The sequence below is a fragment of the Ruminococcus flavefaciens genome (assembly GCF_900119075.1).
GTDB lineage: Bacteria > Bacillota > Clostridia > Oscillospirales > Ruminococcaceae > Ruminococcus > Ruminococcus flavefaciens_Q.
The window spans coordinates 173,201-188,722 of sequence record NZ_FPIP01000009.1 but is presented as its reverse complement, the minus strand read 5'-3'; the positions used below and the strand labels follow the sequence as shown (position 1 = coordinate 188,722).

12 protein-coding genes, 1 tRNA gene and 1 pseudogene are annotated in these 15,522 nt (G+C 46.1%); 5 read left to right on the top strand and 9 right to left on the bottom strand.

The window, feature by feature from the left end:
* The 6 genes and pseudogenes from BT105_RS12665 to glgB form a co-directional block, all read right to left on the bottom strand.
* Positions 1–1,667 (bottom strand): annotated as a pseudogene (locus tag BT105_RS12665) (hypothetical protein); the annotation flags it as partial.
* A 40-nt stretch (positions 1,668–1,707) separates the two neighbouring features.
* Positions 1,708–2,205 carry an RHS repeat domain-containing protein gene (locus BT105_RS12660; protein WP_072301075.1) on the bottom strand — a complete coding sequence of 166 codons (498 nt, stop codon included), beginning with the start codon at positions 2,203–2,205 and terminating at the stop codon, positions 1,708–1,710.
* 514 nt (positions 2,206–2,719) lie between these two features.
* A complete protein-coding gene (locus tag BT105_RS12655; protein WP_072301074.1) occupies positions 2,720–3,118 on the bottom strand; it encodes a recombinase family protein in 399 nt (132 codons plus the stop codon).
* A gap of 158 nt (positions 3,119–3,276) precedes the next feature.
* A complete protein-coding gene (locus tag BT105_RS12650; RefSeq protein WP_072301073.1) occupies positions 3,277–4,719 on the bottom strand; it encodes an ATP-binding protein in 1,443 nt (480 codons plus the stop codon).
* A 445-nt stretch (positions 4,720–5,164) separates the two neighbouring features.
* A tRNA-Ser gene (locus BT105_RS12645) sits at positions 5,165–5,253 on the bottom strand.
* A gap of 274 nt (positions 5,254–5,527) precedes the next feature.
* The gene (gene glgB, locus BT105_RS12640) at positions 5,528–7,318 is read right to left on the bottom strand and encodes a 1,4-alpha-glucan branching protein GlgB (RefSeq protein WP_072301072.1); all 1,791 of its coding nucleotides are present in this window, start codon (positions 7,316–7,318) and stop codon (positions 5,528–5,530) included.
* A gap of 228 nt (positions 7,319–7,546) precedes the next feature.
* Here glgB and aroC point away from each other — a divergent pair, with 228 nt between their 5' ends.
* The 5 genes from aroC to sigE all read left to right on the top strand — a co-directional run bounded on the left by aroC (position 7,547) and on the right by sigE (position 12,857).
* Positions 7,547–8,638 carry a chorismate synthase gene (gene aroC, locus BT105_RS12635; RefSeq protein WP_072301071.1) on the top strand — a complete coding sequence of 364 codons (1,092 nt, stop codon included), beginning with the start codon at positions 7,547–7,549 and terminating at the stop codon, positions 8,636–8,638.
* A gap of 54 nt (positions 8,639–8,692) precedes the next feature.
* Positions 8,693–9,223 (top strand): GrpB family protein, encoded by a 531-nt coding sequence (locus tag BT105_RS12630; RefSeq protein WP_072301070.1) that lies wholly within the window; start codon positions 8,693–8,695, stop codon positions 9,221–9,223.
* A 141-nt stretch (positions 9,224–9,364) separates the two neighbouring features.
* Positions 9,365–11,086 (top strand): DEAD/DEAH box helicase, encoded by a 1,722-nt coding sequence (locus BT105_RS12625; protein ID WP_072301069.1) that lies wholly within the window; start codon positions 9,365–9,367, stop codon positions 11,084–11,086.
* A 238-nt stretch (positions 11,087–11,324) separates the two neighbouring features.
* Complete coding sequence (locus tag BT105_RS12620; protein ID WP_072301068.1) at positions 11,325–12,140, top strand: sigma-E processing peptidase SpoIIGA; 816 nt, start codon at positions 11,325–11,327, stop codon at positions 12,138–12,140.
* 18 nt (positions 12,141–12,158) lie between these two features.
* Positions 12,159–12,857, top strand: a complete 699-nt coding sequence (sigE, locus tag BT105_RS12615) for an RNA polymerase sporulation sigma factor SigE (protein ID WP_072301067.1) — start codon at positions 12,159–12,161, stop codon at positions 12,855–12,857.
* A 1-nt stretch (position 12,858) separates the two neighbouring features.
* Here the strand turns inward: sigE and BT105_RS12610 are convergent, their stop codons facing one another.
* Genes BT105_RS12610 through trpD form a run of 3 tightly spaced genes read right to left on the bottom strand, consistent with a single transcriptional unit; the run spans position 12,859 to position 15,255 of the window.
* Entirely contained in the window at positions 12,859–13,449 is a 591-nt protein-coding gene (locus BT105_RS12610) for a phosphoribosylanthranilate isomerase (RefSeq protein ID WP_072301066.1), read from the bottom strand.
* Position 13,450: 1 nt separating this feature from the next.
* On the bottom strand, positions 13,451–14,227 hold the full coding sequence (gene trpC, locus BT105_RS12605; RefSeq protein WP_072301065.1) for an indole-3-glycerol phosphate synthase TrpC: 777 nt from the start codon (positions 14,225–14,227) through the stop codon (positions 13,451–13,453).
* Positions 14,228–14,235: 8 nt separating this feature from the next.
* Positions 14,236–15,255: an anthranilate phosphoribosyltransferase gene (gene trpD, locus BT105_RS12600; protein WP_072301064.1), complete on the bottom strand. Its 1,020-nt coding sequence runs from the start codon at positions 15,253–15,255 to the stop codon at positions 14,236–14,238.
* Positions 15,256–15,522 lie beyond the last annotated feature (267 nt).

Here is a 15,522-nt window from a genome sequence, read left to right as displayed (position 1 = left end):
ATGGTGCAGTTTCCGCCTATATATATAGTTCCGTTATTAATTCCTGATGAATTGTAACTTGAACCAAATGTATAGTTGCCCTTAACTCTCAGCACGGATTCTGCTTCATTCATAAACAGTCTTCCGTAGTATTCTCCTGTGAAGCTGCCTCCGCAAGCTACCTCGCACTTATTTATTGCCATGTAATTTGACATATTCAGATTTCCGTCACAAGTGAAATCCTCATTGAATGTTACAGGCACCTCATTCACAAAGCTTCCTGTTATATGCAATTTGCTTCCAAAAGTACGATCCTCGATCACTCGAATGCTTCCCTTGAATTCACTCGGTATTTTGGTTGCGCCGCATATATCTATGTAGCCCTTTACTGTTCCCTTTTCTTCTGTAACTTCAGTAACTACTGGCGCTCTTCTTCCTTCTGCTATTACCAGTGTCTCATTCCCTACTGCAAGTTTTGAGAAGCATGAGTCTGTTGATCCATACTGATTTGCAAAATATATGGTGTGTTCCTTATTTCCACTGAACGCTACTGTATGACTTCCGCTGGCATGGAAGTTATATCCGTTATTGTTATTCTGGGTAAAGTTTCCGCCAATAGTAAGAGTACCTGCTGTAAGGCATTTACTATGATCCTTATTTGATGATGTTATGAAATTGCCGTCTACATTTACCTTATCCTTATCATTTGTCATGACAAGATATCCGGTACTGTATCCGTATGTTGTTTCATTTTTATCATTTACTGTCTTTGACTGGATCCTGTAATCGCCCTTTACATCAAGTGTTCCTCCGTTGGGGATCACCTTACCTCCTGCCTGTATGAGATTTCCTTTTACAGTAAGCTTGTGTCCGTTAAGGTCAAGATCACCCGAAACAAGATAGAAATCTCCATCGATAGTTGTATCTTCGGACATAGCAGGTACAGGATCTCCTGCTCCGCTTAGACGTATCTTGCATCCTGTGTCAATGACTTCATTGGCATTGACTGGTGACGACGACGTAACACCATCTTCGCTGGTATTAGTGATCCTGAGAATGTTTAAATTCCTGACAGAGTAAAACGTCTGCCCTTTTTCACCATTTAATTCTATCTCGTGAATTCCTGACGGATAAAAATCGCCGCCAGAAACAGAAAAATCGCCTTTGACCTTTATGGAACCGGCGGTCATCCGATTACTTTGTGCGTTTCCGCCTTTAAACGCATAATTTTTATTTACAATTATACTATCATTGGCATTGGTCATGATGAGAGTACCATAATTCATAGTAAAATTCTCACATATAAGCTGACCTTTTGATAAAACAACAGAACCATTATTGACTGTTACATCACCATGAACAATAAGTATGTTGCCATTTAAGTTAAGTGTTCCGCTTGATATTACAAGATTTCCTACCTCTGTTTTCTTTGAGAGAGTCATATCAGAAGAAATCGTTAGATCCTCAAACTCTGATGCAGTTTCTGAAGTTGCATTTGTTTCTTCTGATGCAGCAGCTGCTTCTTCACCTTTATTCACATCTGTCGAATGCACGGCTGAAACTTTACTTCCGCCGCTGTCACTCTCAGCATGAGCATCAATAAAAGGCTGAGCATTTTGTCCGGCAAACTCAGCAGCCATTACAATGGCCGTCACCTGACTAATGATCCTTTTCAAAATTGGCTTCATAAATAATTTCCTCATTTCGTTTTTGCATTAACATGAACAATTAGTTTTCACTTGTTTTCTTACCGTCAACTACATTAATAATCTTAGTGATATTACCGTTTGCATCGTATTCATACTCAATATAATTCTTCTCGTCATGAACAACTTTCACAAGTCTTCCGAGATTATCATATTCGTATGAAAGCTTGCCTACCTCATCTGCTGGAAATGTTGTATCAGGTACGGTAGTTGTTACAATCGCCGTACTGGTTGTGACCTTTGTTGTCACAGATGAAACATCGGTTGAAACACTGGAAGTTGGCATTTCCGGATTTCCCGGCTTATTATCGTCAGGATCTTCAAGAATGGCATCAAACAAAGTACATCCAAACATTACACAAGCACCCAAACAAATAAAAAGACAATATTTCAGTTTCTTCATCATTTTCATATCACCTCCTGTTCGTTTTACGAAGGCATTCTGCTCGATAAAGCATATCTCCTTCATAGTATCGCATTTTATGAAATCTATAAAGACTATTGCATAGATCTCCATCATAATATTCAATATCTTCTACGGAATCCTGCGTCTGAAACAAATAAATTCCGAATGCTAAGAATGCAGTTACAAGCTAAATATAATTGAATAAACAATTATATTGAAAAAGACAATAGCTGTTAAATGCCTAAAAATACTGACCATTTACGGCATACTGTATTTTAGCCGATAAAAAATACTATAATTTATGTATAAAAATAACAAGTTAATTATATCACATTCTCACTAAAAATTCAATACTTCAAAGGCTGTTAGCCCTATCCTAAATATCAAAAAGTATTAACTCTAAACAAAATATTAAGTTGAAATGCAACATATAAATTGAGTCCCAGCTTCTAATACACCTATATTCCATTCTGCTCAACAATGGAAGTTTTAAACTCCAATAGCATTTTTATATCTTGACTTTTTCAGTGATCTACAATCATGACAGACCTCACTCGGCAAATATAAATTGTACACCAGATCAGGAAGAAGCGGTATATTTCGCGAGTCACCATGATATTCAATAATTTTATATTTGAATACTTTGGTTCGGATATTGTACAATAACAGTGATACCAAGTGATGTCAGTTCCCTGATATTTTTCAAGCAGTCTCTTGTGTTACGGGCGAAGCGACTGATAGATTTCGTATAAACTCGGTCTATTCTTCCTTTCCTGCAATCATCTATAAGACGAAGGAACTCCGTCCTATTTTCCTCGGAAGTTCCGCTGATTCCCTCATCAGCATATATGTCAATAAGACATTCTGTTTCTGATTTCTCAAATTTATGGCTATAATATGTAAGCTGAGAGTTATATGAATTGAGCTGATCGTCGCTGCTCGATGATACTCTGCAATATGCAGCTACTCGAAGTAAGCGCTGTGCATCATCTGCGACTTTCGGCTGTATAACTGTTACTGTCGGCATTTCTGCCACCTCCTGTCTCAGCTACATTATACCGTTTTTTTCTCCCGAAGGTAATCACCACAACCACCTATTTTTCGGAGTTGAAACTGTGCAGAACCGACTAATACCTTTCAGGCATTATATTTAAAAAGGAGGCTCGAAAGCCTCCTTAATAATTATCATCTTGTTACTATATCCTCTATTGTTATCAATCTGATCCTATCTGTTTTTTCAGCTTCTGCAATGATCTTTTCATCAAATCCGCTTTCGGAAAACAGATAGTAATAAAACTCTGCTTTTTCTTTTTGCGGAGACAGTTTAGCGATAGTATCAAGATATTCGCTGTAACTGAAAGGCTTCCCTTTAAACTTGCATTCTCCCACAAGGTACTTATCCGATTTTTCAGAAATAGCAAGCAAGTCTATCTCTGTTTCTTTGACCTCGATAGTATCCTTACGGCGAACTGTAGTCTTGCCCCACCAGCGTCCCATTCGTTTGTATCTGAATGGAAGCTTATTGTCTTTCTGCATCTCTCTGGTATATTCTCTGCAAACATCTTCAAATCCGAAAGCTGCAAATTCATGGAGCTGCGGTTTTATTGCATATTCAAACACACCATCTACATCTCCGCCTTCGAGTTCTGAGATATTGGTGAACACAAATGCGTACCAGAAGCGGAAAAAATTATCGGTAAGACGATATAGTCCGCGATTATTATTAGCACGTTCCTTTGTTCCGTTGTTAACAGAGAATTCACGCTCTACTATCTGCAATTCAATAAGATTTTTAAGATACACGCTTGTTTTAGATGTATCATCAATAAGTGATTTGGTGCTTATATCATTAAGCTTTGTATTGCCGAGCGCAACAGCTTCTATAATTGAATTATACAGAGGTGTCTCGCGCAGCTCCTGCCTCAGAATGAATTCAACTTCACTATACAGAATACAGCCTTTTGTAAGGATATTCTTTTTTATATTATCATCAAGCGACATCGCCGGATCAAATTGTGCCAGATAATGTGGGATGCCACCTAAGATAGAATATGCAATAATTTTCTCCTTATCTGTATAATCAGGAAAGAACTGCACAGCATCATAGAAGCCCATCGCTTCCATCTTATAAATCCCTGTAGCTCTGCCATAAAGCGGATTTTTCTCAGCAAGCAATTCTTTTTCAATAAAGCTCATGGCACTGCCGCACAAAATGATCATAACATTCTCGTCTTTGAGCAGTTCATCCCATAGATTCTGTAGTATTGAAGGAATACTCTCATTATTCTTGCACATATACGGAAATTCATCAATAATGAGTAATTTCTTATTATCGCCGTAAGGCAATTCCGTAATATTCCTGAACGCAGTTTCCCAATCAGCAAATTCCTTTACATAGCTTGCAGCAGGTATCTTCTCTCGCAGGAGCTTTTCAGAAAAGCTCCTCAATTGCAGCTTATCAGATATTTCTCTGCAAGAATAGAAGATATGCGGCTTATTTTTACAGAATTCACGAAGGGTTTCTGTCTTTCCTACACGTCTTCTGCCGTAAAGAACTATCAGCTGTCCGCCTTTGCTGTTATACTTGTCCTCAAGGAACTGTAATTCCTGCTTTCTGCCAATAAACATATTATCACCTCGAGCAAACATATCAAATCGTGATTTACCAAATCGTGATTTGATATTATTATACTCTTAAATTCAAAAAAAATCAAGCTTTTTTCAAAATAAACTGAAAAACAGAAATACAAGCTTATATAGTAAGCTCCCACTCAGCAGCTGTCGGATAAAACAAAAGCCGACTCAGTAGGGCTTCTGTGAGAAACCAACAAAATCGGCTTTAAAATCGCTTGAAAATTCTATGTTATTTTTTCTGCTTTTGGGATGGATTATCCGTTTTTTTGCTCCTGATGACCTCGAAAGCAGCCCTGAAAAGGCTCCCTGGAAGGGTTCGAATCCAAATTTTATGGTTTGGGATCTACGGCTTCACCTTGAAAATTTTTCTCTTTCGGAGCAAAAAAACTCCCGAAAAATCGGGAGTTTTTGGCTTGGGATCTAAATTGATTCACCATTTTGGCGCAGTGGGTGGGATTCGAACCCACGTCCCTCAAGGGGCATCATGATTTCGAGTCATGTCCGTTATGACCACTTCGATACCACTGCGTATTTAATTTAACTATAAAACTGCGAGAAAACTGCGAGAAAGCCAATTGCAAACGCAACTGTGAACACCGCCGAAACCACGCAGAACAGGGATAAATCAAAGTGTGGCAAGCTCAGAAACTACTATGTTTCGAGTCATGTCCGTTATGACCACTTCGATACCACTGCATAAAATTACTATAATATTATATCACACTGGCGGAGCAAAATCAAGGGAAATGCAAAAAAATAATATTATAACAAAAAGAGCAGAGGAACTCCCCTGCTCTTTGTATTATTTCGTAAGAAGGAACATTCTTCCGCTGAAAGGCGGAATATCCATGCTCAGCCTGCCATTTTCACAGGAAAACTTAGTACTTACGTGGGGCGTAGTGCCGCTGTAGAGCTGGTCGTCGGAGTCTATCAGAAGCTCCGCCTTGTATTCCTCGCCGATACGCACGGAATAACCGGCCTGAAACCAGTCCGAGAAATTAAAAACTGCCAGTATATCGCCGTCAGCAGACTTCCTGCGAATGGCATAAACGCACCGCTCAATGGCATTGCAGTCCGACCACTCGAAATTTGTAGCGTCATAGTCATAATGGAGCGCACTGTGCTCCAGATATATCGTATTCAGCTTCTTTATGTACTCACGGAAGGAATCGTGGAGCGGATATTTCAACATATCCCAGTCCTGCTGACGCTTTTCGTCCCACTCGCGGAGCTGCGCAAACTCGCTGCCCATGAAGTTCAGCTTCTTGCCCGGGTGAGCTATCATGTACATATAAAGCGCCCTTGCCTGTGGGAACTTCTCCTGATACTGACCGTTCATTTTCTGCGCCACAGTAGCCTTTCCGTGGACAACCTCGTCGTGAGACAGGGGCATAATGAACCGCTCATTGTAGAAATACAGCATTGAAAAAGTCAGCTTGTGGTAATCTCTCGAACGGTACATAGGAGCGCTCTGGAAGTACTCCAGCGTGTCGTGCATCCAGCCAAGGTCCCACTTGTAATCGAAGCCCAGACCGCCTGCAAATACGGGAGCCGTCACTCTCGGATATGACGAGGAGTCCTCGGCGGCTATGATAGCTGTATCGTGCCTTGCCTTCAAACCGCTGTTCATGGATTTGAGGAACTGGATAGCATTCTTGTTCTCGCCGCGGCGCTCATCGCCGTTCCAGTATATCATATTGCGGACGGCGTCCATACGCAGACCGTCGAAGTGATAAACGCTGAGCCAGTAATCTGCCGCAGACTGGATAAAAGACCGCACCTCGCCCTTGGAGTGGTTGAAATTGCGGCTTCCCCATTCGTTATAGCCGATATCGTCGCTGGGGTATTCATATAGCTTAGTGCCGTCGTATTCAGTGAGCCCGTAGTGGTCAACAGCAAAGTGAACAGGCACGAAGTCCACGATAACGCCGATGCCTTTTTTATGGCATTTATCCACCAGCTCCATAAGCTCATTTGGAGTCCCGTATCGAGCGGTAGGAGCGAAAAATCCCGTACTCTGATAGCCCCACGACTCGTCGCAGGGGTGCTCGCTGAGGGGCATGAGCTCGATGTAGTTATAGCCCATTTCGCAGACATAGTCGATCAGTTCGTCGGCTATCTCGCTGTAGCTGAACCAGCCCTCCTCGTCCTCGTCTGAGCGCCTTTTCCACGAGCCAAGGTGAACTTCATAGATATTCAGCGCTTGGTCAAGGCATACCGAGCGCTTGGTCAGCCATTCCTTATCGCTGAACTCAAAGCCTGTGATATCACGAATCACCGAGCAAGTCCCCGGACGAAGCTCCATACCGAAGCCGTAGGGATCGCAGTGGTCGATGAAATTGCCTTTTTTGTCGTAGATACGGTATTTATACCGCATAGTCTCCTTAGCCTCGGGAACGCAGAGTTCATAGAACCGCCCGTCCTCAACGGGCTTCATGGGGATATCCTCCCACTCGCTGAAATCGCCTATCACCGACACCTTTGACGCATTGGGCGCATAGGTGCGGAACACCGTTCCCTCATTGCTTACGTGAGCGCCGAGGTACTCATAGGCTTCAAACTCATTACCCTCATAAAATTTTCTTATGTCCATACTATCAACTCCAAAAGTCAGATACCCCTTTTTGTTGATTATATCACGATATACGGGCAAAGTCAATGCTGTAGAATTGACCAAAAAGGCGGTGCTGAAGCTATACAAAATAACCATTAACTTTACCGCTTTGCGCCTGCAAATCGTTGAAATGCCGTGTTGACACCTCCCCTGCTAAGTGCTATAATTTATGTAAGAAATCATACACATTTCAGGGAGATGAAAAGCATGAAAAACACCTTTGGTTCAAGCGTTTCAATAACAGTTTTCGGCGAGAGCCACGGCACAGCTATCGGAGCTGTACTTGACGGCTTAGCTTCAGGCATAGAGGTCGACGAGGAGTTCATCGCACAACAAATGAAGCTCCGCCAGTCTGTGGGAGCTCTTTCCACACCACGCCGCGAGGGCGACAAGGTAAGGATAGTCAGCGGCGTTTTCAACGGCAGGACCACAGGTACGCCCATAACCTTCATCATAGAGAACGAGGACACACGAAGCAAGGATTACGGCGAGCTTGCCTACAAGGCTCGTCCGGGACACGCAGATTACTCAGCACAGATGAAGTACCACGGCTTTCAGGATTTCCGCGGCGGCGGACACTTCTCGGGCAGGATAACCGCAGGAGTAGTTGCCGCAGGCGCTGTAGCAATAAGCGCTCTCCGCAAAAAGGGCATAAAGATAGCAACTCATATCCTGTCCTGCGGCGGAGTTTTTGACCGCTCATTCGAGGATATAAACGCAGATATCGACAGGCTCAATACTATGGAGTTCGCAGTGCTTGACGACGAAAAGGCACAGGCTATGCAGGCGGCAATAACAGCCGCAAAGGAAGAGGGCGACAGCGTTGGCGGACGCCTTGAAACTATAGTTACGGGAGTTCCGGCAGGCGTTGGCGAGCCGTGGTTCGACACTATCGAAAGCGTTCTTTCTCATGCGCTTTTCGGTATCCCTGCCGTCAAGGGCGTGGAGTTCGGCGCAGGCTTTGCAGCTACTGATATGCGCGGAAGCCAGTGCAACGACAACTTCCGCACAGAAAACGGAACGCTCACAGCTGCTACCAATAATAACGGCGGAATCCTCGGCGGTATAACTACAGGTATGCCAATACTTTTCAGAACTGCCATCAAGCCTACTCCGTCAATTTACAAGGAGCAGCAGACAATAGATATGCGCACTATGGACAACACCACATTGCAGATAAAGGGACGTCACGATCCTGCTATCGTTCACCGTGCAAGAGTAGTTGCGGACAGCATAACCGCGCTTGTGTTCTGCGACCAGCTTTCACAGCGCTTTGGCACAGACTGGCTCACAAAATAATTCGTAATCAATGTGTCGGTATCTGCCGACACATTTTAGTATCAGGAGAATAATATGAAACTCGGACTTCGCCGCGGCACGGTCGCTGTAGAGCCACATAACAGTGAATGGGAAGTGACTGCACAGCAGACTATAGCGCAGCTTCGTGAAATACTCGGAGATACGGCAGTCGATATACAGCATATCGGCAGTACATCTATAAAAAACATATGCGCAAAGCCCATAATAGACATAGTTGTGGGAGTTCATGACTTCAACGATATACTTGGGCTGAACGGTGTTCTTGAAGATAACGGCTTCATCTTCCGCGGACAGGACGTCCCCGACCAGTATCTCTACGTCTGCGGAGATGAGGACTCCAGAACTCACCATATCCACACGGTCATCTATGACTCCGAAGCGTGGAACAACTACATAAATATGCGTGATTATCTTAACTGCCATAAGGCTGAGGCGCAGGCGTACTCAGAGCTGAAAGAAAAGCTTGCAAGGCAGTATCCCGACGACAGAAACAGATACACGGAGCTGAAAAGCGGACTTATAGCTGAAATACTGAAAAAAGCCCACAAATGGAGAGCCAAGTGATCAGTGTTTAGTTCTCCATAATTCTCAACTCTCAACTAAAAATGGCGACCAAAGGTCGTCATTTTTTACTTGACCTTTTTTCGTTTTTATGCTATTATAAAGAGTATTGTAATTAATGAGTGAAGAAAGAAAGGTAACAAAATGCATTTTAATGAACTGAATTTATCGCAGGAGCTTCTCCGTGCCGTTGACGAGCTGGGATATACGGAGATGACAGAGATACAGCAGCAGAGTATCCCCCTGCTTCTCGAGGGGCGCGACGTTGTGGGACGCTCCAACACAGGTACGGGCAAGACTGCCGCTTTCGGTATCCCTGCCGTAGAGAGCATAACCGAAGCCGACCGCAAGTGCGCAGTTGTGCTTATCCTCTGCCCCACCCGTGAGCTTGCTATGCAGGCTGCCGAGGAACTTCGCAAATTCGCCAAATTCAAGGAGGGCGTAAAGACCTCCGCAGTATACGGCGGCGCAAGCATGGAAAAACAGATACACGAGCTGAAGCGCGGCGCAAATATAATCATAGGTACTCCGGGACGTGTCATGGACCATATCCGCAGGAGGACACTGAAGCTTGAAAATATCCGCACAGTCATTCTCGACGAGGCTGACGAAATGCTGAACATGGGCTTCCGCGAGGACATCGAGTCAATACTTGCTGACGTTCCCGAGGACAGACAGACCGTTCTCTTTTCCGCAACAATACCAAAGGAGATAATGGCTCTCACCGAGAAATACCAGAACGATCCCGTACATATCAAGATAAAGTCCGCACAGAAAACAGTGGAGCTCATAGAGCAGTTCTACTTTGAAGTTGCTATGGGACGCAAGACCGACGCTTTAAAGCTTCTCCTTGCGGCATACAAACCAGCCTCAGCAATGGTTTTCTGCAACACCAAGGTCATGGTAGACCAGCTCACCGAGGAACTCGTCAAGAGCGGCTTCCGTGCAGCAGGACTTCACGGCGATATGAAGCAGATACAGCGTACACAGGTCATGAACAGCTTCAAGAACAAGGCTACCGAGATACTTGTTGCTACCGATGTAGCCGCCCGCGGTATCGACGTCAGCGGAGTTGACGCGGTGTTCAACTACGACCTGCCACAGGACAACGAGTACTACATTCACCGTATCGGCAGAACAGGACGCGCAGGCAGAGCAGGCACGGCTTATACACTTATCAGCGGCAGACGTCAGCTTTTTGACCTCCGCGCTATCGAGAAGTACACTCACGCCGAGATACGGGAAATGCCCCTCCCCGAAAAGTCCGATATCATCGCCATGAAAAAGGAGTCCATGATAAAGGAGATAACCGAAGCTCAGGCAGGACACAACGCATATGATATCCTTGACAGGCTTGCTTCACAGGGCATAGACTACCGCGAAGCCGCCGCAAGAGTTCTCGAAAAGCAGCTCCGCGCCGAGACAGAAGCGCTCCCCGACTTTGAAAGCGCAAAGCCTCTGAAAAAGGGCAGGAACAGCGGTGCAAAGACGGTCAAGATAGTGATAAACATCGGAAGGAACCGCCGCATAGCTCCAAACTTTATCCTCGGAGCTCTCGTTGACGCAACAGGCATGACAGGCAGGGACTTCGGCAAGATAGATATCTTCGACGAGCACACCACTGTAGAAGTTCCCGAAACTGAGTACGAGTACATCATCGACAGTACGGACTCAATGAAGATAAACGGCAACAAGGTAGAGGTAAAGCTCTACAAGGGCGGAGACTTAGGCGTCCGCAGAAACCGCCGTCCTGACGACAAGCCGAGATTTGACCGTAAAAAGACGGCATACGGAAACAAGAAAAAATCGGAGCTCTACTCCGACTACATACCCAACCGCAAAAAGCGCATGAAGAAAAGACACTGAGAGGTGATATAAATGAGCAATAGCACAGGACCGAAGAAATCCACAGCAATGAGGATACTGATACTTGTAATTGCAGGTATCATGATACTTGGTGCAGCAGCACTTCCGTTTTTAAAATAAGTTAAAAAGTAATGGCAGAAGCTTCGATGAAGCTTCTGCCTTTTTGTTTTCAGCGCACTGACACACTTTGACATATTTCGCAGCCTGTCTGCATTATAATACTATCGGGAGGTGTTATGTGGAGACCATATATATCGACGTACTCATAGTGCTGAATATCTATGTGAATTACTTCCTGCTGCGGATAACGGCAGGTCTCACCCACTCGCCCCTGCGAACAGGACGCTGCATATCGGGAGCTGTCTGGGGCAGTCTGTTCTCGCTGACTATACTTCTGCCTGATATGGGAGCTTTGCTGCCACTGCTGATAAAGCTTGCGGCGGCAGTGAGCATAGTCATTATTTCATTCGGCATAAGAGGCAAAAAGCGGCTGTTTCTGAACACTTCCGCCTTTTTCGCCGCAAATTTTGTCCTTGCAGGCACAGTTTACGGAGTCTATTCCCTGCTGAAGCCACGTTTCATGCACTTCCGCAACGGCAGCTTCTACATAGATTTTTCACTGCTGATACTTATAGTAACCACCGCCGCCCTGTATTTCGCACTGCGGCTCATACGGATAATGACGGACAAAGCTCCCGCAGGCAGCTATCGGGTATATGTCCGCGCAGGCAAGAAAATACTGAACCTCAGCGGACTTGCTGACACGGGGAATATCCTTGTGGACTATTTCACAGGCTCGCCTGTGATAATCTGCTCCGAGGAGAGCTTTTCGGAGCTCACAGGCAGGGAGCTGGACATATCACTGCTGCCCAAAGGATTCAGACTGCTCCCCTGCACTGCTGTCTCGGGCAGCGGACTTATCCCTGTGTTCCGCCCCGACGAGGTGCTGATATGCAGCGGCGAAAGCGGAGAGCGCAAGGCAGTGGACGCACTTATAGGCTTCGGAGAATGCGGCGGAAAGGCGGTATTCAACCCGAAGCTGCTGAAAATATAGCAAAGAAGGAGAAAAACAATGAACATCATCGAAAGAGTAAAGACATTCCTGAAAAAGCACTTCACAGGAGAGGTATTCTACGTAAACGGCTCGGACACCCTGCCGCCGCCACTGACGAGGGCAGAGGAAACAGAGGTTTTCGCGCGGCTCTCCCAACGCGATCCCGAAGCGCGTAATATTCTCATAGAGCATAATCTCCGCCTTGTGGTGTACATAGCCAAGAAGTTCGAGTCCACAGGCATAGGTATAGAGGACCTTGTATCTATCGGAACTATCGGGCTTATCAAGGCTGTGAACACATTCTGCCCAACCAAAAATATCAAGCTGGCTACATATGCTTCAAGGTGTATCGAGAACGAGATACTCATGTTCCTGCGGAAGTCCTCACAGTACCGCAACGACCTGTCCATAGACGAGCCGCTGAACATCGACTATGACGGCAACGAACTGCTCCTGTCGGACATACTCGGCACTGACGATGACATAGTAAACAAGGGCATCGAGACCGAAGCAGAGCGTGAGATACTGCGCAACGCAGTTTCGGAGCTCTGCGACCGTGAGCGAGAAATAATGGAAATGCGCTTCGGGCTTATTGACGGAAAAGAAAAGACGCAGAAAGAGGTAGCAGACAGCATTGGCATATCGCAGTCCTACATTTCGCGTCTTGAAAAGAAAATCATAAAAAAACTCCGTATAAAAATAGAGAGCGTGTCCTGATTCAGCGGACAGCCTCCGCAAAGGCTCTCATTTTGGTGAAATCCTTGAAGCCGTCGGTCTCGAGGCAGGAGCTTGCGTCCACCGCAAATGGGCTCAGCATTTTCACAGCCTCGCCTACATTTTCGGCAGTAAGTCCGCCTGCAAGGAAGTAATCCCTGCCCACATTTTTAATGAGCGACCAGTCGAAGGTCTCTCCCGAGCCGCTTCCCGAATCGAGAAGCACATAATCCGAGCAGGTATTTCTTGCGGCGTCAATATCGGCTTCACAGCTGACCTTGAAAGCCCTTATCACGGGTATGCCGCGGCTTTTGAGCTCAGCAACATAGTCCTCGGATTCGTTTCCGTGGAGCTGTGCCATTCTGATAGTACCGCTCTCCACCAGAGCGATAACATTTTCAATAGGTTCGTCAACAAATACTCCCACGGGAGTTATCTCTGTGCTGAGAAGCTTGGTGAGCTTCTCAGCCGTTTCGGGCGCTGCATAGCGCCTGCTTTTTTTTGCAAATACGTAGCCGATATACTCGGGCAGAAGCATATTTGCATACTCGATATCCTCAGCGCGGCGAAGTCCGCACATTTTTATCTTAGCCATATTATCCTTTCAGCTCCGCAAGCTTTGCCTTTTTGTCAGCCGCACGCATGAGAGTCTCGCCGATTAGCACAGCGTTCACCCCTGCCTGACGGAGAAGCCTTATATCCTCTGCGGACTGAACGCCGCTTTCGGATACGAAGCTCACATCTGCGGGAGCAAGCTCCCGCAGGCGGCGGCTGTTGCCTGTATCAACTGAGAAGTCCTTGAGATTGCGGTTGTTCACGCCGATGATGCGTGCTCCTGCGGCAACAGCCGCCCGAAGCTCCGCTTCGTCGTGAGCTTCTACCAGAGCAGAAAGTCCCAGCCGGTCGCAAATGCCGATATATTCGCTTATCTGCTGCTGTGAGAGAATGGAGCAGATAAGAAGAACCGCCTTAGCGCCGAGCAGCTTTGCCTCATATATCATGTACTCGTCAACGGTGAAGTCCTTGCGTATGCAGGGAATACTTACGCTTGAAGCTATCTCACGGAGAAACTCATCGCTGCCGAGGAACCATTTAGGCTCGGTGAGTACGGATATGCAGTCAGCACCTGCCGCCTCGTAGTCCTTAGCTATCTGTAAGTAGGGAAAGTCCTCAGCAATTATTCCCTTTGACGGCGAAGCCTTTTTGCACTCGCAGATAAATGCGATGTCGTCCTTTTTCAGCGCCTTTTCAAACTCAAAACCGCCCTTCGGAAGCGCCAGTGCAAGGCACTTTACCTCGTCAAGGGAGAGCTTTTTCTTAGCCTCAGCCACGCGCTCACGGGCATGGTCTGCAAGCTTATCGAGAATAGTCATACTGCACCTCAGTTCTGTGACTGCGCGATGAACTTATCCATAGCTTCAAGAGCAGCGCCGCTGTCGATAAGCTCTGCCGCTTTCTTAACGCCCTCAGCCATAGTCTCAGCCTTGCCGCCGATATAGATAGCAGCACCTGCATTGAGCAGAACTGAATTGCGCTTGTGTCCCTTGATGCTGCCGTCGAGGATACCCCGTGTGATAGCTGCGTTCTCCTCGGGAGTACTGCCCTTGAGGTCGTCCTTTGTGCAGCGCTCGAAGCCGAACTGCTCGGGAGTTATCTCGTAATTCTTCATCCAGCCGTCCTTGTACTCGCATACGGCAGTAGGAGCGCTGAGAGATATCTCGTCCAGCTTATCCTTGCCGAAAACTACCATACCGTTCTTTGAACCAAGCTTCATGAGAACTTCTGCAACAGGCTCAAGGAGAACGCTGTCATAAACACCGAGAAGATGATGATTAGGGCAGGCAGGGTTTGTGAGTGGTCCGAGAATATTGAATACTGTTCTGAAGCCCAGCTCCTTGCGGATAGGACCAACATATTTCATGGAAGTATGATACTTCTGAGCAAAGAAGAAGCAGAAGCCCACGCTTTCAAGGAGCTGTCTGCACTTTTCAGGCTCAAGGTCGATGTTAGCGCCAAGAGCTTCGAGACAATCGGCAGTTCCCGAAAGTGAAGAAGCTGCGCGGTTGCCGTGCTTTGATACCTTGATACCTGCCGCTGCGATAACGAAAGCGGAAGTAGTTGAGATATTGAAGCTGTGAGCGTTATCACCGCCTGTGCCTACGATCTCCAGCAAGTCCATATCGTTCTCAAACTTGATAGCCGCGTCACGCATAGCAGCAGCGCAGCCTGTTATCTCGTCGATAGTCTCAGCCTTCGTGCTTTTTGTGGAAAGAGCGGAGAGAAAAGCCGCATTCTGAGTAGGAGTAGTCTCTCCTGCCATGATCTCTGAAATTACCTTATATGCCTCATCATATGTAAGATCCTGCTTGTCAACGATCTTAGCGATTGCTTCTTTTATCATTTTAAGTTCCTCCATTTTTATTTTTAAATCTACCAAATAACTTGATGAACCCATGAATGGGATTCCAAAGGGACTATGTTCCTTTGGCGGAGTGACTCCCCATAAAATGGGGAGATGTCGCGAAGCGACAGAGGGGACGTACCTGTTAGGTCAGAGGCAGCGCCTCTGGTGGGGTGTGGGGCAAAGCCCCACAGTTACGAAGGCGCTCCGCAAGGGGTGAATCGAAAAACAATCCAGTGAATTGTTTTTCGAGAGGGGACGCCCTGC

Coding starts and splice junctions, on each gene's coding strand:
- trpD (WP_072301064.1), bottom strand. CDS start 15,255: ATGATAAAAGAAGCAATCGCTAAGATCGTTGACAAGCAGGATCTTACA.
- aroC (WP_072301071.1), top strand. CDS start 7,547: ATGAAAAACACCTTTGGTTCAAGCGTTTCAATAACAGTTTTCGGCGAG.
- glgB (WP_072301072.1), bottom strand. CDS start 7,318: ATGGACATAAGAAAATTTTATGAGGGTAATGAGTTTGAAGCCTATGAG.
- BT105_RS12610 (WP_072301066.1), bottom strand. CDS start 13,449: ATGGCTAAGATAAAAATGTGCGGACTTCGCCGCGCTGAGGATATCGAG.
- BT105_RS12625 (WP_072301069.1), top strand. CDS start 9,365: ATGCATTTTAATGAACTGAATTTATCGCAGGAGCTTCTCCGTGCCGTT.
- BT105_RS12650 (WP_072301073.1), bottom strand. CDS start 4,719: ATGTTTATTGGCAGAAAGCAGGAATTACAGTTCCTTGAGGACAAGTAT.
- BT105_RS12655 (WP_072301074.1), bottom strand. CDS start 3,118: ATGCCGACAGTAACAGTTATACAGCCGAAAGTCGCAGATGATGCACAG.
- BT105_RS12660 (WP_072301075.1), bottom strand. CDS start 2,205: ATGATGGAGATCTATGCAATAGTCTTTATAGATTTCATAAAATGCGAT.
- trpC (WP_072301065.1), bottom strand. CDS start 14,227: ATGACTATTCTCGATAAGCTTGCAGACCATGCCCGTGAGCGCGTGGCT.
- BT105_RS12630 (WP_072301070.1), top strand. CDS start 8,693: ATGAAACTCGGACTTCGCCGCGGCACGGTCGCTGTAGAGCCACATAAC.
- sigE (WP_072301067.1), top strand. CDS start 12,159: ATGAACATCATCGAAAGAGTAAAGACATTCCTGAAAAAGCACTTCACA.